This window comes from Rathayibacter sp. AY1C4 (assembly GCF_002932195.1).
In the GTDB taxonomy this organism is placed as follows: domain Bacteria; phylum Actinomycetota; class Actinomycetes; order Actinomycetales; family Microbacteriaceae; genus Rathayibacter.
This window is the reverse complement of the sequence record NZ_PSWE01000020.1, coordinates 28,796-44,614: the sequence shown is the minus strand read 5'-3', so window position 1 is coordinate 44,614 and position 15,819 is coordinate 28,796. Positions and strand designations below refer to the sequence as shown.

Here is a 15,819-nt window from a genome sequence, read left to right as displayed (position 1 = left end):
CTGGACGCGTGCTCCTCGCGATCGACACCTCCTCCGGAACCTCCGTCGCCGTCGTCGACTCCGCGGGCGCCGTGCGCTCGGAGCGCACCGAGACCGACACCATGCGCCACGCGGAGGTGGTCGGCCGGCTGATCCAGGAGGCGCTCGAGGCGGCGGACGTGGCTCCCGGGGGCATCGAGGCGGTCGCCGTGGGCATGGGCCCCGGCCCCTTCACCGGCCTCCGGGTCGGGATCGCCGCCGCCCGGGCTTTCGCGCTCGGCCGCGGCGTCCCCACCCTCCCCGTGGTCTCGCACGACGCGATCGCGCTCGCCGCGCTGCGGCACGGGCGCGCCGCCGGCTTCCTCGTCGTCACCGACGCCCGTCGTCGCGAGCTGTACTGGAGCGCCTACGACGGGCTCGACGATCAGGGACTCCCCGTCCGCCTCGCCGGCCCGGGCCTGGACAAGCCGCCGGCCCTCCCGCATCCGGAGCTCCCGCGCCTGGAGGCCGAGTCGGTCTCCGCCGGCGAGCTCGGAGTCGTGGCCGCCCGCCTGCGCGCGGCCGGTCGGCCCGGTGCCGCGGACGAGCCCCTCTACCTCCGCTCGCCCGACGTCACGCTGTCGGCCGGCCCCAAGCGGGTGACCGCATGAGCGAGGCCATGCTCCGCGACGCGCAGGCGGACGACCTCGACGCCGTCATGGCGATCGAGGAGTCCGAGTTCGCCGGCGACGCCTGGTCGCGCGGGATGATGGCGGAGGAGATCCGGAGCCGTCACACCCGGTACCTGGTCGCCGAGCAGGACGGCGAGGTGGTCGGCTACGCCGGGCTCCTCTGCCCCGTCGGCGCCCACGAGGGCGACGTGCAGACGATCGCGGTCGTCGCCCGGGTCCGCCGCACCGGCCTCGGCCGCCGACTGCTGCGCGCGCTCCTCGAGGCGGCCCGCGAGCGAGGCGCCCGCGAGGTCTTCCTCGAGGTCCGCGCCGACAACCCCGCCGCGCAGACCCTCTACCGCTCGGAGGGCTTCGAGGAGATCGGCGTCCGCCCCGCCTACTACCAGCCCGACGGAGTGGACGCGATCGTGATGCGCCGGCCGCCGACCCCGACCCAGGAGACCCCGTGAGCACCGGACCCCTCGTCCTCGGCATCGAGACCAGCTGCGACGAGACGGGGATCGGCATCGTCCGCGGCACGACGCTGCTCTCGAACACCATCGCCTCCTCGATGGAGGAGCACGCCCGCTACGGCGGCGTCGTGCCCGAGGTGGCCGCCCGGGCGCACCTGGAGGCGCTCGAGCCCGCCCTGCAGGCGGCGCTCTCCGAGGCCGGTGTCGCGCTCGGCGACCTGGACGCGATCGCGGTCACCAGCGGACCGGGGCTCTCGGGCGCACTCATGGTCGGCGTCGGAGCGGCGAAGGCGCTCGCCGTCTCGCTCGGCCTGCCGCTCTACGCCGTGAACCACCTCGTCGGACATGTGGGAGCCGACGTCCTCCGGGCCGACGGCAGCGAGGGCAGCCCCGTCGAGGTGCCGACGATCGCGCTGCTGGTCTCGGGCGGGCACACCTCGCTCCTGCACGTGCGCGATCTGGTATCGGACGTCGAGCTGCTCGGCGAGACCATCGACGACGCCGCCGGCGAGGCCTTCGACAAGGTGGCACGAGTCCTGGGCCTGCCCTATCCGGGCGGACCGCAGATCGACCGGGTGGCGGCGGACGGGGACCCGAAGGCGATCCGCTTCCCCCGCGGGCTCAGCCTGCCGAAGGACCTCGAGCGCCACCGCTACGACTTCTCGTTCTCCGGGCTGAAGACCGCGGTCGCCCGCTGGGTCGAGAAGCGCCAGGACGCGGGGGAGGAGGTGCCCGTGGCCGACGTCGCGGCGAGCTTCCGCGAGGCGGTCGCCGACGTGCTGCTCACGAAGGCGCTCGCCGCCTGCCGCGACCGGGGCGTGCCGCGCCTCCTGCTCGGCGGCGGCGTGGTCGCCAACGCCCGGGTGCGCGCGCTGGCGGAGGAGCGGTGCGCGGCCGCGGGAGTGACCCTGCGGATCCCGGCGCTCTCGCTCTGCACCGACAACGGCGCGATGATCGCCGCACTGGCGGCGCAGCTGATCGAGGCGGGGCATCCGCCGTCGGGGCTCGGCTTCGGGGCCGACTCGACCCTCCCGGTCACCGAGATCCAGGTCCGATGAGGCCTCTACCGGGCGGCGGCCGGGCCGCGCAAGCGCCGTCCAGCTTTTTGACAGGCGGATCGTGCCACTGCCACTCTTGGCCGCATCCGCTCGTTCCTGACCCTGGGGGATTTCCATGACCACTCCGTACACGCCCGCGTCCGACCGCTACAACATCCTGGCGATCATCGGCTTCATCGCCTCGTTCTTCGTCTCCATCGTGGGCATCGTGCTGGGCTTCATCGCCCTGTCGCAGATCAAGCGCACGGGGGAGAAGGGCCGCGGCCTCGCCCTCGCCGCCGTCATCATCGGCTTCGTCGCGATCATCATCACCATCATCTCGTTCGTCGCGCTCTTCTCGATCGCGGCGACCATGCCCTCGACCGGGTACTGATCGACACGCCTCCGAGGCTCGGGGGCGCCCGCACCACCAGGAGGACACCGTGACCGACGACACCGCGCCCGGACCGCAGACCGGACCGGCGCCCGCGCCGTTCGCCCCTCCGCTCGGCGAGCCGTCGGCGGCCTACCCGCCGCCGACGGCCGCCGCCGATCCCTACCCCGGTCTCCCGCCCCGCCGCCCGCCGATGAATCCGCTCGCGGTCGCGGCTCTGGTGTGCGGACTGCTGGGGCTGGCGCCCGCCGCCATCGTCCTCGGCCACATCGGCTTCGCCCAGGCCCGACGCTCCGGACAGCGCGGCCGCGGTCTCGCGGTCGCCGGCTTCGTGCTGGGCTACCTCGCGATCGTCCTCGCGGTGATCGCCTACCTCGCCTGGACGGCCTTCGTCGGCGACCTGCGCGACGGCGGCTACCTGCCCGCGTGAGCGGACGGAACCCCTCCGCCGCCGCCCGGGTGCTGGCTAGACTCGCGCCATGAGCGACGACAGCACCCGTCCCGGCCCCGGCTCCGACGAGCAGCACGGCTCCGTCCCGGTCCCGCCGGCCCCGCCCGTCCCCCCGGCCCCGCCCGCTCCGCCCTCGGCCGCGTCGCAGCCGTCGGTGCCGCTCGCCGACTCCGCACCGCCGGCCTACGGGTCGCCGCCGCCGCCGCCCGCGTACCCCTCGGCGCCCGCCTACTCCTCCGCGCCCGGCCACCCCGCCGCCTACGCGGCCGCTCCGGCGCCCGTCGTCCCCCGCACGCTGAGCCTCGTCGGGATGATCCTCGGCATCGTCGGCCTGGTCATCACGCTCTTCGCCGCCGGTTTCGGCTTCCTGCTGTCGGCTCCGGCCGTCGTGCTCGGCTTCCTCGGACGCCGGCGCGAGCCGGCCGCGCGCGGCTTCGCGCTGACCGCGATCATCACCGGGTTCGCCGGCATCGCCGTCTCGCTGATCTACCTGGCGGTCTTCCTCGTCTTCGTCGTGGTCGCCCTCGCCGCCGGCACCTCCGGCTACTGAGCCGGCGCGGGCCGCTCGACGCGCTCCGCGAGCAGCGCGCGGTGGCGCCCGGCGATCCGCGTCAGGATCAGCACCGCGCTGCCGGTGCCGGAGAGGCCCAGCCGCTTGCGGAAGCGGGCGGGGTCGACGTCCACCCCGCGCTTCTTGATCTCGAGCACGCCGATGCCGCGGGTGCGCAGCTCTTTCGCCAGCGTGCGCTCGTCCAGCGGCAGCTCGGCGAGGACCCGGAAGCTGCGGAGGAAGGGCGAGGCGGCCGCATCGTCGCCCGTCAGATAGGCGATGCCGGGCGAGAGCATCCGCGAGCCGCTGGAGCGCGCGAGCTCGCCCAGGAGGCGCGCGCGGATCGCGGAGCCGTCCGGCTCGTGCACGAACGCGCCGAGGGGGCCGACCTCCTCGTCCTCGCTGTCGCCCGCCGCGGTGAGCTCGGAGGAGCCGGTCGCGCCGAGCAGCAGAGCGGAGCGGCGCACGCCCGGACGCGCCAGAGAACCGAACCAGAGCCCGGTCTCGACCAGCTCCCCGTCGACCGAGACCCACTGCGCCTCGGCGTCCCGCGGCAGGCGCTCGCGGTCGAAGCCGGGACCCACCTTCACGCCCACGGGACGATGCTCGGCCAGGCCGAACGCGAAGTCGAGCGAGGGGGAGTAGTCGTCCGGATCGTCGAGCCGGCGGGTCTCGCGGTGGCCCGCCGTGCGGCGTGCCGGGTCCAGGTAGACGGCGTCGAAGCCGTCGAGGTCGAAGGCCTCGGCCGTCGAGTGCACGGCGCTCGCCGCGGGGAACGGGGCGAGGTTGAAGCTGGCCAGGGTCGCGGTGACCTCGTCGGCCTCGACGGCGGTGACCGCCAGGTCGATCGCGGCCATCGCGAGGGCGTCGCCGCCGATCCCGCTGCCGAGGTCGGCGACGCGCGCCGCTCCCGCCGCGGCGAACCGGCCGGCGTGCAGGGCGGCGACGCGCAGCCGCGTCGCCTGCTCGAGTCCCGCGTCCGTGAAGAGCATCGAGCGGGCGAACTCTCCGAACTTCGCCTCCGCCTTCTGCCGGAGCCTCGCCTGGGTGAGCACCGCGGCGACGAGGACGGGGGAGTGGCCGGCGGCCCGGAGGCGTGCCACGGCGCGCACCAGGTCGTCGGACCGGTAGCCGTCGAGGGAGTCGAGGAGCCGGAGGCCCTCGGGGGAGAGGAGCTCGACCAGCTCGTCGCGTCGCATCCGGCCATGGTAGGCCACGGCCTCCCGGCGGGTCCGCCGCCCCGCTTGGCACTCTGATTGCACGAGTGCCAGCGGAGCCCCTACGATGGATCTAGCACTCTCGGAGCGTGTGTGCCAGAACCGCGTTCCGCCCACATCGTCGTCAAGAAAGAGGTCAACCGTGTCGGTGTCCATCAAGCCGCTCGAAGATCGCATCGTCATCAAGCAGGTCGAGGCGGAGCAGGTGACCGCTTCCGGTCTCGTCATCCCCGATACCGCCAAGGAGAAGCCGCAGGAGGGCGAGGTCGTCGCCGTCGGACCCGGTCGCATCGACGACAACGGCAACCGCGTGCCGCTCGACGTCGCCGTCGGCGACAAGGTGATCTACTCCAAGTACGGCGGAACCGAGGTCAAGTTCGGTGGCGAGGACCTGCTGGTCCTCTCCGCTCGCGACGTCCTCGCGGTCGTCGTCCGCTAGGCAGCATCCCTCGGAAGGGCCCGTCGACCTCGGTCGGCGGGCCCTTCCGTCGTTCCCGGTCCTCCTCGCGACCAGTGGCCTGATCCGCCCGCTGCGGGGCCGTCCTCCCACCCCGCGCCTGCGTAGCATCGGGGGAGTGACCAGCTCCCGCACCCCTGCCGAGGCCGTCTCGCCGTCCCCTTCGGACGTGCCCGTCGGCGAAGGAGTGGAGGCGCTCGGAGCGGCGGGACGCCCGGGCGGGATGTCCGGCACGGGGCTGCTGTTCGCGTTCTCGGCCTACCTGCTCTGGGGTGCGATGCCCCTCTACTTCATCGCGATGGCGCCGGCCTCGCCGTTCGAGATCGTCGCGTTCCGGGTGCTCTTCTCGCTCGTCTTCTGCGTGATCCTGCTCACGGTCCTCCGCGGCTGGCGCTCCTTCGGCGCGCTGCTGCGCCGCCCCCGCCTGCTCGGCGTGATGGCGATCGCGGGCGTGCTCATCTACGTCAACTGGCAGGTCTACGTGATCGCCACGACCACGGGCCACGTCATCGAGGCGGCCCTGGGCTACTTCATGAACCCGCTGGTCACGGTGCTGCTGGGCGTCCTGGTGCTGCGCGAGCGCCTCCGGCCCCTGCAGTGGGCCGCGATGGGCGTCAGCGCGGTCGCGGTGCTGGTCATCGCGGTGGGCTACGGATCCTTCCCGTGGATCTCGCTCGCCCTCGCCTTCTCGTTCGGCCTCTACGGCCTGGTGAAGAGCCGCGTCGGCGGCACGGTGGACGCGGTCGGCGGGCTGACGCTCGAGACGCTCTGGCTGACGCCGCTCGCCGTGGTGCAGCTGGCGGTCGTCGGCTCCACGGTGGGGCTGACCCTGACGACGGAGGGGACGGGGCACGCCCTCATCCTCGCCTCGGCCGGGATCGTCACGGCCGTCCCGCTGCTCCTGTTCGCGGGCGCCGCCCGGCGCCTCCCGCTGTCGATCGTCGGCTTCGTGCAGTACCTGACGCCGTTCCTGCAGTTCCTCGTCGGGGCCTTCGTCCTGCACGAGGAGATGCCGCTCGAGCGCTGGATCGGCTTCGCGCTGGTGTGGGCCGCCCTGGCGATCTTCTCAGGCGACCTCGTCGCCGCGGAGCGCAGACGGCGCCGATCCTCCGTCTGATCTGCGGAACGCGTCGTCCTGGCGCGGCGCGACAGCGGAATGGTAACGATCCGGTCGCGAAACGTATTGGTAACACCCCTGTATTGTTCACGGCTGCTTCGAAGGTTAGGTTGGCCGAGCGGTTGCCACCGGCGCCGCTCCCACTGACACACACCTCTCAAGGAGCAACATGGGCGTTTACGCGAAGGCCGGCTCGGCCCGCGCGCGGTCCCTCCGGGCAACCCTCGGCGGCGTCGCCATTCTGGGCGCCAGCGCTCTCGTCCTCGCCGGCTGCGCCGGCGGCGGCGACAGCGGATCGAGCGGCGACAGCGGCTCGGGCGACCTGTCCCTCAAGATCGGCACGATCCTCCCGCAGACCGGCACCCTCGCCGTCCTCGGCCCGCCCGAGATCGCGGGCGTCGACCAGGCGGTCGTCGACATCAACGACGCCAAGGCCGGCATCACGATCGACGTGGAGCAGAAGGACTCGGGCGACACCACGACCGACATCGCGACGCAGTCGGCCACGTCCCTCATCGCCGACAACGTCTCCGCCATCATCGGCGCGGCGTCCTCGGGCGTCTCGAAGACCTTCATCGACCAGGTGACCCAGGCGGGCGTCGTCCAGATCTCGCCGGCCAACACCTCGCCGGACTTCACGACCTACGACGACGACGGCTACTACTGGCGCACCGCTCCCTCGGACGTGCTCCAGGGCCGCATCCTCGGCAACAAGATCCTCGGCGACGGCAAGACCAACGTCTCGATCCTGTACATGAACGACGCGTACGGCACCGGCCTCGAGAAGAACATCAAGGAGACCCTCGAGGCGGGCGGAGCATCCGTCGCGGCGGAGGAGATCTTCGAGCCGGCCTCGACCGACTTCAACTCGGCGCTGACCTCGGTCCTCGCCCCGAACCCCGACGCGCTGGTCGTCATCTCGTTCGACGAGATCAAGACCATCGCGGAGCAGCTCTCGGCCAAGGGCTTCGACTTCTCGAAGCTCTACGGCACGGACGGCAACTACGGCGTCATCGGCGAGTCCGACACCAACGTCGACATCGCCGGCGCCCAGTTCACCAACCCGGGCGTCCAGGCGTCCGAGGACTTCCAGGGCAAGCTGCAGTCGCTCGTCGAGTCGCAGGGCAACGACGCGCTGACCGTGTTCAGCTACGCGCCGGAGTCGTACGACGCCACGGTCCTGACCGCTCTCGCCGCGCTCCAGGGCAAGGCGACGGACGGTGCGACCATCCGCGACAACCTCATGTCGGTCTCGGAGGGCGGCACCAAGTGCACGACCTTCGCCGACTGCGCGAAGCTCATCGCCGACGGCGAGGACGTCGACTACGACGGCCTCTCCGGCCCGATCTCGTTCGACGAGAACGGCGACACCAGCGAGGCCTCGGTCTCGATCTACAAGTACGGCACGGGCAACACCACCTCCTTCGAGGAGACCGTCGAGGGTTCGCTGAACTGACGACGCGGTGACGCGGCTCCTGCCGCATCCCTGAGGGGCTCGGTCTTCGGACCGGGCCCCTCCGCCGTTCCCGGAGCGGAGAGCAGGAGACGCGCCGGTCGTGCGGACGCAGCGAGGCGCGGCGGTCGTCCGGGAGGGTGGCCGCTGTCGGGTGCGGGCGGACGGCTCCGCGGCGTCCAGGGCCCGGCGTGGCGTCGAGGAGCCACCCGGGAGGAGGAGCGGCTCTGACGGCCTGTACGCGCCTCCGAGCGCCTCTCCCGGCCTCGAGGGGGCGCCCTGCCGAACCGCGGGCGGGAGCGACGACGTCGAGCGGGAACGCAGAAGCGCGCGCCCTCCAGTGGGAGGACGCGCGCTCGTGGAGTGCGGAGGGCCTAGGAGGCGCGGAGCAGCTCCGCCTCCTGCGCCAGGCGGTACGTGACGAAGGAACGGCTGTAGTTGCGGCGCTTGCCGCCGGTGGTCTCGGCGATGACGACCTGGGCGTAGACGCCGACGACGCGCCAGCGCTCGTAGTCGCCGATCGCACCGGTGCCGAAGCCGGCTCCGAGTTCCACAGGGGCGGGGGTGTATCTCTTCATGGTCGGCTCCTTCGAGGCGGACGACGCGGCGCTCGAGGCGCTGCGGGGAGGGGAGGAGATCGGCGGCCGATCGCGGTCCCTACCGGGGGAGAGGGGAGCGGGACGTCCCCCTGCATGGCTGTCCCGTGTACCCAAAACTACGGCAGGCAGGGCGATATCCTGTCCCCCTCGTGGGTGTCGCTGGTGCGGAGAGACTCTCGCTGTCCTGCCCTCGTCCCGCGGACAGGAGACCGAGGGTCTGGCCCGCCGTTCCGCCGACTTCCCGGGGGTTCGGCGGGCATCGCGGAGAGACCGGTGAAGGCCTGTCCGCGCCGGGAGAGCGGCCCCCCCGCCTCCCTTCTGCGGCACCCCGTGCCGGCGCGTCTCCGGGCACCGAGCCGCCTGCCTTCCCGCCCTGCTCGGAGTGGTCTCCGAGCCGCCCGGCGCCCTGCGCGAGCGGCCCCGCCTCCGCCCCGGAGCCGCACCGGCCCCTCGGCCCGCTCGCGCCCGCTCCGCGCCCCGGCAACGACGAAGGGCCCGCCGTCCGGAGACGACGGGCCCTTCGCAGCGGGGGTCAGCCGCCGACGGTCGGGGTGCTCGTGGTGACCTCGTTGGTCGTCGCGAGCGTGCCCAGGTAGAGCTCGATGACCTTCGGATCGTTCATCAGCTCCCGGCCCGCGCCCTCGTAGGCGTCGCGGCCCTGGTCGAGGACGTAGCCGCGGTCGCAGATCTGCAGCGCCCGCCGCGCGTTCTGCTCGACGATCATGATCGAGACGCCCGCGCGGTTGATCCGCTGCACGTTGACGAAGGTCTCGTCCTGCCGCATCGGGGACAGGCCGGCGCTGGGCTCGTCGAGCAGCAGCATCGACGGGTCCATCATCAGAGCCCGCGACATCGCCACCATCTGGCGCTCACCGCCCGAGAGCGACCCCGAGCGCTGCTTGAGCCGCTTGCTGAGCTCCGGGAAGAGCTCGGTGACGAACTCGAGCCGCTCCTTGTACAGCTTCGGCTTCTGGTACATGCCCATCTCGAGGTTCTCCTCGATGGTGAGCGACGGGAAGACGTTGTTGTTCTGCGGCACGAAGCCCACGCCCTTGGACACCAGCTTGTCGGCCTTGAGGCCGGTGATGTCCTCGCCGTTCAGCAGGACGGTGCCCTGGCGGATGTTGACCAGGCCGAACATCGCCTTCAGCAGCGTCGACTTGCCTGCACCGTTCGGGCCGATGATCCCGACGAGCTCGCCGCGCTTCACGTAGACGTTCGAGCCGTTGAGGATGTTGACCCCCGGCACGTAGCCCGCGTGCAGATCGTGCGTCTCGAGGGTGTTCGGAGTCGTCGTGTCGGCGGTCATCTCTCGTCCTTCTCGAATTCGACGGCCGGGGCGTCGGTCGTCGGGGCGACGCTCGTCGGCGCGGAGGCCGACGGGGACGCCGTTCCGGCGGCCGGAGCGTCGTGGCCGGGCGTCGGGACGCCGGCCTGCTCCGCCTGCCGCTCCACGTCCTCGCGGACGAGGTCGGAGTCCATCTCCTCGGCGATCTCGAGCTGGCCCTCGATCGTGCCCAGGTCGGTGTCGTGGTGCGCGCCCAGGTACGCGTCGATGACGGCCGGGTCGTTCATCACGGTCGAGGGCGGGCCCTCGGCGACGACCTTGCCCTCGGCCATCACGATCACCCAGTCGGCGATCGTGTTGACCATGTGCATGTCGTGCTCGACGAAGAGCACGGTCATGCCCTCGTCCTTCAGGTTCACGATGTGACCCAGGAGCGACTGCGTCAGCGCCGGGTTCACGCCGGCCATCGGCTCGTCGAGCATGACGAGCTCGGGCTCCGACATCAGCGCCCGCGCCATCTCGAGCAGCTTCTTCTGGCCGCCCGACAGGCTCGACGCGTAGTCGTCCCGCTTGGTGTCCAGCTTGAACTTCTCGAGCAGGCGGATCGCGCGCTGCTCGATCGAGTCCTCCTCCTTCGACCACAGCGGGCGGATGAGCGAGGTGAAGATGTTCTCGCCCTTCTGCCCCTTCGCGCCGAGCAGCATGTTCTCGAGCACCGTCATGCCGCCGAGCGCCTTGGTGAGCTGGAACGTGCGCACCATGCCCATCCGCGACACCCGGTAGGCCGGGACGTTGGCGAGGTTCTTGCCCTTGAAGTTCCACTTGCCGGTGTTGGGCTTGTCGAAGCCCGTCAGCAGGTTGAAGAACGTGGTCTTGCCGGCCCCGTTCGGGCCGATCAGGGCGGTGATGGAACCGCGGGGGATCTCGAGGTGCTCGACGTCGACCGCGGTCAGGCCGCCGAAGCGGCGGCTGACGTTGTCGGCGACGACGATGGGGTCCTTCTTCCTGACCCCGGGGACGATTGCTTCCTCGGTGATGTCCGAGACCGGCGTCTTAGGCAAAGTGCAGATCCTTCTTCTTGCCGAAGATCCCCTGGGGTCTGAAGATCACCAGGAGCATGAGGGCTACCCCCACCACGATGAACCGGATGGGTCCGGTCTGCACGGTGGTGAGGCGGATGAGGTCGTTGTTGAGGACCCCGGTGTCGATCCCGAGCGTGAGCAGTCCGTCGGTCAGACCGAGGACGACCCAGAAGATGATCGAGCCGACGACGGGTCCGAAGACCGTCGCGGCGCCGCCCAGCAGCATGATCGTGTAGAGGAAGAACGTGAGCTGGGTGCCGTAGTTGTCGGGCTGGAGCGAGCGGGGGAGGATGAACAGCGCTCCTGCGAGGCCTCCGAGCACGCCGCCCAGGATGAGCGCCTGGATCTTGTACGAGAAGACGTTCTTGCCGAGCGAGCGCACGGCGTCCTCGTCCTCGCGGATGCCCTTGATGACGCGGCCCCAGGGGCTGCGCATCAGGAGGAACACCAGGAGGCAGGCCAGGAGCACGAGGCCCCAGCCGACGATCCGCACCCACCACTGGTCCTGGCTGTAGGTGAGGACGCCGATGCCCCAGCGGCCCTCGGGGAGCGGGTTGAGGTCGTTGAACGCCTTCGCCGCGCCGTTGATGCCCTCCGAGCCGCCGGTGATCGCCGAGAACTCGGGGGTCTTGACCGAGAGCCGGATGATCTCCGCCGCCGCGATCGTGACGATCGAGAGGTAGTCGGCCCGCAGCCGCAGCGTCGGGATGCCCAGGATGAGCGCGAAGACGGTCGCCGCGACGATCGTCGCGAGGAAGGAGCCCCAGACGGGCCATTCGAACTTGACCGAGGTGATGGCGAAGGCGTAGCCGCCTACCGCCATGAAGCCGGCCTGTCCGAAGTTGAGCAGCCCCGTGAATCCGAAGTGGATGACCAGGCCGATGGTCGCCAGCGCGTACGCGGCGACAGTGGGATCGACGATCTGCCCGATCGCCAGCCAGATGAAGTTGAGGTTCATGGTGTCCTAGCCGATCCGTTCCTTGCGGCCCAGGATTCCCTGCGGCCTGACCAGGAGGATGATGATCATGAGAACGAGCGGAGCCACGTACTTGAGGTTCTCCGGGATCCAGATCGTCGAGATGTTCATCATCAGTCCGATGATGAGCGAGCCGACCAGCGCGCCGTAGGCGGAGCCGAGTCCGCCGAGCGTGATCGCCGCGAAGATCAGCAGCAGGATCGACGCTCCCGTGTCCCAGCGCAGCGACTGGTAGTAGCCGATGTAGACGCCCGCCAGCGCGGCGAGAGCGCCCGACATCACCCAGACGACGCGGATGACGCGCTCGACGTTGATGCCCGAGGCGGAGGCGAGGGCCCGGTTGTCCGAGACCGCCCGCATCGCCTTGCCGATCTTCGTCTTCGTGAGGACGTAGGCCACGGCGACGATGCAGACGACGCCGACGACGGCGCCGACGATGTCGGTGAACTTCAGGCTGATCCCGAGCTCCGGCACCGTGAAGAACGGAGCGGTGCTGTTGGGGAGCGAGAGCCGGTCGGCTCCGAAGAAGAAGACGAACACGTAGCGCAGGGCCAGCGAGAGGCCGATCGTCACGATCATCAGCGGGATGAGCTGGATGCCCTTCTTCCGCAGCGGCTTCCAGAGCAGCCCGTCCTGGACGAAGCCGAAGGCCCCGCCGAGGATCACCGCGATCGGGATGGCCAGCAGTGCCGGGAGTCCGAAGACCCCGGAGAAGAGGTACGCCATCAGCGCGCCGAAGGTGACCAGCTCGCCGTGGGCGAAGTTGTTCAGGCCGGTCACGCCGTAGATCAGCGAGGCGCCGATCGCCGCGAGGGCGATCAGGAGCCCGAAGATCAGGCCGGTGACGACCTTCGGCCAGAAGATGATCCAGAACGTGTCGGCCGACACCGGCTGGTTCACCGCGTTGGACGTCCCGTCGGGGTTCGTCGCGTCGTTGCCGGTCGTGCCCTCGGTCGCGGGGCTCGTCGGAGCCGCGGAGTCCGTCGGGACCGGGACGGTCGCTCCGGAGCCCTTCGGGTTGGCCGTCGAGACGATGAAGTTCACGATCTGGTTCTGCGAGGCGACGATCTTCACCTGCTTCGGGTTCTGACCCGCGGCGGGGTAGCCCTTGTCGGCGGGCAGAGACTCCTCGTCGACGGTCACCGTGTAGGTGCCCGCGGCGTCGAGGGGGAACGTGGCCCGGCCGTCCTCGCCGGTGGTCACGGTCGCGGAGGCGTCGCCTCCGATCTCGACGGTCACCCCCGTCAGGTTCTCGTTCGTCCCCTGCACGCGGACCCAGGCGATGATCGACTGGTCGGCGGTGGTGGCGGCGAGTGCGGCGGGGGCCGCCGCGGCGATCCCGGTGAGGGTCGCGGCGAGCAGACCCAGGGCCAGGAGCCGGTCTTGGAGCCTCGGGCGTCTCCTATCCACGGGGCGCCTCCCGGTCCGTCGGATGCAGGGTCGTCGAGCGCTGGCGGCGCATCGAACGGCTGGCTGTGAGCAAGACGTCTACCTCTCGTCAGGGTGCACAGACGGATGGGGTCTCCGGGCACGCCCGAATCGCCGTCGTCAAACAACGTTGGTTGACCATACGTTCCGCATGTGTCGGCGGTGTTTCACCGTCCGCACTTACGCGTGACGACATTATGAGGGAGAGGAGAGCGCTCCAGCGCCCATCCGCGGCCCGGCGGCCGCGCCGTCGAGGAATACCGCGAGCCTCACGGCGCTTAAGATCGAACAACCGTGGCGCTCGTGAGCGGACTCCTCCCGTCCTCTCCGGGCTCCCGCACTCGACCTGCTAAGGGGCATTGATGGACCAGCCGGATCCCTTCGGATTCCTCGGACTCACCTACGACGACGTCATGCTCCTCCCAGGGCACACCGACGTCATCCCGAGCGAGGCCGACACGGCCTCCCGTCTCACCAAGCGCATCAGCGTGGCGACCCCGCTGCTCTCCGCGGCGATGGACACCGTCACCGAGGCGCGCATGGCGATCGCGATGGCCCGCCAGGGCGGCCTCGGCGTCCTGCACCGCAACCTCTCCATCGCCGACCAGGCCGACCAGGTCGACCGGGTGAAGCGGAGCGAGTCGGGCATGGTCTCGAACCCCGTCACCACCACCCCGGACGCCACCGTCGCCCAGGTCGACGACCTCTGCGGCCAGTACCGGATCAGCGGCCTCCCCGTCGTCGACTCCACCGGCGTGCTCGTGGGCATCATCACCAACCGCGACATGCGCTTCGTCTCGCCGTTCGAGAAGGCGACCACGCTCGTCCGCGACGTGATGACCAGCACCGGCCTGATCACGGGCCGCGTCGGGATCCCCGACAGCGAGGTCATCGCCCTCTTCGCGCGGCACAAGATCGAGAAGCTGCCGCTGGTCGACGCACAGGGCAAGCTCGCCGGCCTCATCACGGTCAAGGACTTCGACAAGTCGGAGCAGTACCCCAACGCCACGAAGGACGACGAGGGCCGCCTCCGGGTCGGCGCCGCGATCGGCTTCTTCGGCGACGCCTGGCAGCGCGCCACCGCCCTGCTCGACGCGGGCGTCGACGTGATCGTCGTCGACACCGCCAACGGCGACTCCGCCGGCGTGCTCGACATCATCCGCCGCCTGAAGTCCGACTCCGCGTTCGCCGGCGTCGACATCATCGGCGGCAACGTCGCGACCCGCTCCGGGGCGCAGGCCCTCGTCGACGCGGGCGCCGACGCCATCAAGGTCGGCGTCGGCCCCGGCTCGATCTGCACCACCCGCGTCGTCGCCGGCGTCGGAGTCCCGCAGGTCACCGCGGTTTACGAGGCGTCCCTCGCCGCGCGCGAGTCCGGCGTGCCGGTGATCGCCGACGGCGGCCTCCAGTACTCCGGCGACATCGCCAAGGCGCTCGTCGCCGGCGCCGACACCGTGATGCTCGGCTCGCTCCTCGCGGGCTGCGAGGAGAGCCCCGGCGACCTCGTGTTCCAGAACGGCAAGCAGTTCAAGACCTACCGCGGGATGGGCTCCCTCGGCGCCCTGCAGACCCGCGGCGAGCGGACCTCCTACTCGAAGGACCGCTACTTCCAGTCCGACGTGCCCACCGACGACAAGCTGATCGCCGAGGGCATCGAGGGCCAGGTGCCCTATCGCGGCCCGCTCGCGAACGTGGCCTACCAGCTCGCCGGCGGGCTCCGCCAGTCGATGTTCTACGTCGGAGCGCGCACCATCCCCGAGCTGAAGGAGCGCGGGAAGTTCGTGCGCATCACGGCGGCCGGGCTGAAGGAGTCGCACCCGCACGATGTGCAGATGGTGGTGGAGGCGCCGAACTACCGGCGCTGAAGGGTCTGGTGGGGGCCGGCGGCGGATCGGGATCGCGGCCCCTCTGCCCGATGGGCCTGCGGCCCATACGCCCACCACGCCGGAGGGGCCGCGATCCCGATCCGCCGCCTCCCTCCGGGAGACGAGCACCGGTCCTCGGCTGAGGGGCGGGGTACGCAGCGCGAGCGGCGCGATGCGCCGCCGCGACTGCGGGGGGAGGCTTCCGCCTGTGCCGACGGGGGAGTGGTCGTGCGCCGCGCGCGAGCGCGACGGAGTGGGGACGGGCTTCCCGCCTTGCAGCGAATGGTGGTGGCGGCCGCGCAGGCTTCACCTGTTGGTGGAGTGCGCCCGCTCGCGTCGATCGCGGCCCGGTGAGGAGCCCGGTAGGAGCGGTGACCGGCGATCGTTCCGCCGGATCGTCGACGCGCGGGCGTACGCCTCTGCGGAAAGTGGCCACTCGCCCGGGCCGATCGCGGGCAAGCGATCAGGGCGTCCCGTGCAAGGTGGGAGAGATGACCGGCTATCCGCTTTCCGGCGGATCGGCGTAGCGCGGACGTAGGACGCTTTGTGGAACGCGACCGTTAGCTCGGGCCGACCGCGGGCGGGCGGCGAGCGGAGCGAGGAGCGAGCCGCGGCTGACACCGCTGAGCGGTAGCCGGCGGTCCGCGTGCGAGCGGATCGGCGTAGCGCGGACGCGGGACGCGCTGCGGAACGCGATCGCCCGCTCGGGCCGACCGCGGGCGGGCGGCGAGCGGAGCGAGGAGCGAGCCGCGGCTGACACCGCTGAGCGGTAGCCGGCGGTCCGCGTGCGAGCGGATCGGCGT

At 71.2% G+C, this 15,819-nt stretch carries 16 protein-coding genes; 10 read left to right on the top strand and 6 right to left on the bottom strand.

Translation table 11 applies throughout. The features are described from left to right. Positions 1–8 precede the first annotated feature (8 nt). From tsaB to C5C99_RS11350, 6 genes are all read left to right on the top strand, one after another. Positions 9–629: a tRNA (adenosine(37)-N6)-threonylcarbamoyltransferase complex dimerization subunit type 1 TsaB gene (gene tsaB / locus C5C99_RS11375; RefSeq protein WP_104225011.1), complete on the top strand. Its 621-nt coding sequence runs from the start codon at positions 9–11 to the stop codon at positions 627–629. Next, entirely contained in the window at positions 626–1,099 is a 474-nt protein-coding gene (gene rimI, locus C5C99_RS11370; RefSeq protein ID WP_104340088.1) for a ribosomal protein S18-alanine N-acetyltransferase, read from the top strand. The genes tsaB and rimI overlap by 4 nt, the downstream gene beginning before the upstream one ends. Then, positions 1,096–2,160 (top strand): tRNA (adenosine(37)-N6)-threonylcarbamoyltransferase complex transferase subunit TsaD, encoded by a 1,065-nt coding sequence (tsaD, locus tag C5C99_RS11365; protein WP_104340087.1) that lies wholly within the window; start codon positions 1,096–1,098, stop codon positions 2,158–2,160. The genes rimI and tsaD overlap by 4 nt, the downstream gene beginning before the upstream one ends. A 115-nt stretch (positions 2,161–2,275) precedes the next feature. Further along, the gene (locus tag C5C99_RS11360; RefSeq protein ID WP_104225014.1) at positions 2,276–2,533 is read left to right on the top strand and encodes a DUF4190 domain-containing protein; all 258 of its coding nucleotides are present in this window, start codon (positions 2,276–2,278) and stop codon (positions 2,531–2,533) included. A 49-nt stretch (positions 2,534–2,582) separates the two neighbouring features. Continuing rightward, the gene (locus tag C5C99_RS11355; protein WP_104234159.1) at positions 2,583–2,963 is read left to right on the top strand and encodes a DUF4190 domain-containing protein; all 381 of its coding nucleotides are present in this window, start codon (positions 2,583–2,585) and stop codon (positions 2,961–2,963) included. Positions 2,964–3,012: 49 nt separating this feature from the next. Then, positions 3,013–3,534, top strand: a complete 522-nt coding sequence (locus C5C99_RS11350; protein WP_104308780.1) for a DUF4190 domain-containing protein — start codon at positions 3,013–3,015, stop codon at positions 3,532–3,534. On the opposite strand, the gene C5C99_RS11345 is transcribed toward C5C99_RS11350, so the two are convergent. Beyond that, positions 3,528–4,733 carry an SAM-dependent methyltransferase gene (locus tag C5C99_RS11345; RefSeq protein WP_104251055.1) on the bottom strand — a complete coding sequence of 402 codons (1,206 nt, stop codon included), beginning with the start codon at positions 4,731–4,733 and terminating at the stop codon, positions 3,528–3,530. The two genes, C5C99_RS11350 and C5C99_RS11345, sit on opposite strands and share 7 nt — an antisense overlap. 160 nt (positions 4,734–4,893) lie before the next feature. On the opposite strand from C5C99_RS11345, the gene groES reads away from it, so the two are divergent. The 3 genes from groES to C5C99_RS11330 all read left to right on the top strand — a co-directional run bounded on the left by groES (position 4,894) and on the right by C5C99_RS11330 (position 7,781). Next, positions 4,894–5,190 carry a co-chaperone GroES gene (groES, locus tag C5C99_RS11340; protein ID WP_097167691.1) on the top strand — a complete coding sequence of 99 codons (297 nt, stop codon included), beginning with the start codon at positions 4,894–4,896 and terminating at the stop codon, positions 5,188–5,190. A 241-nt stretch (positions 5,191–5,431) separates the two neighbouring features. Continuing rightward, positions 5,432–6,325, top strand: coding sequence for an EamA family transporter RarD (gene rarD / locus C5C99_RS11335; RefSeq protein WP_104224726.1), 894 nt, complete (start codon positions 5,432–5,434; stop codon positions 6,323–6,325). Between the two features lie 169 nt (positions 6,326–6,494). Next, the gene (locus tag C5C99_RS11330) at positions 6,495–7,781 is read left to right on the top strand and encodes an ABC transporter substrate-binding protein (RefSeq protein ID WP_104234163.1); all 1,287 of its coding nucleotides are present in this window, start codon (positions 6,495–6,497) and stop codon (positions 7,779–7,781) included. 371 nt (positions 7,782–8,152) lie between these two features. Here the strand turns inward: C5C99_RS11330 and C5C99_RS11325 are convergent, their stop codons facing one another. From C5C99_RS11325 to C5C99_RS11305, 5 genes are all read right to left on the bottom strand, one after another. Beyond that, on the bottom strand, positions 8,153–8,356 hold the full coding sequence (locus C5C99_RS11325) for a hypothetical protein (RefSeq protein ID WP_146076626.1): 204 nt from the start codon (positions 8,354–8,356) through the stop codon (positions 8,153–8,155). 553 nt (positions 8,357–8,909) lie between these two features. Next, on the bottom strand, positions 8,910–9,686 hold the full coding sequence (locus tag C5C99_RS11320; RefSeq protein ID WP_104224729.1) for an ABC transporter ATP-binding protein: 777 nt from the start codon (positions 9,684–9,686) through the stop codon (positions 8,910–8,912). Next, on the bottom strand, positions 9,683–10,726 hold the full coding sequence (locus tag C5C99_RS11315; protein ID WP_104224730.1) for an ABC transporter ATP-binding protein: 1,044 nt from the start codon (positions 10,724–10,726) through the stop codon (positions 9,683–9,685). The genes C5C99_RS11320 and C5C99_RS11315 overlap by 4 nt, the downstream gene beginning before the upstream one ends. Further along, positions 10,719–11,705 (bottom strand): branched-chain amino acid ABC transporter permease, encoded by a 987-nt coding sequence (locus tag C5C99_RS11310; RefSeq protein WP_104224731.1) that lies wholly within the window; start codon positions 11,703–11,705, stop codon positions 10,719–10,721. Before C5C99_RS11310 ends, C5C99_RS11315 begins: the two co-directional genes overlap by 8 nt. Before the next feature lie 6 nt (positions 11,706–11,711). Next, positions 11,712–13,133, bottom strand: a complete 1,422-nt coding sequence (locus C5C99_RS11305; RefSeq protein ID WP_104315143.1) for a branched-chain amino acid ABC transporter permease — start codon at positions 13,131–13,133, stop codon at positions 11,712–11,714. A 380-nt stretch (positions 13,134–13,513) separates the two neighbouring features. On the opposite strand from C5C99_RS11305, the gene guaB reads away from it, so the two are divergent. Then, the gene (gene guaB, locus C5C99_RS11300) at positions 13,514–15,016 is read left to right on the top strand and encodes an IMP dehydrogenase (RefSeq protein ID WP_104340086.1); all 1,503 of its coding nucleotides are present in this window, start codon (positions 13,514–13,516) and stop codon (positions 15,014–15,016) included. Positions 15,017–15,819: the final 803 nt, after the last annotated feature.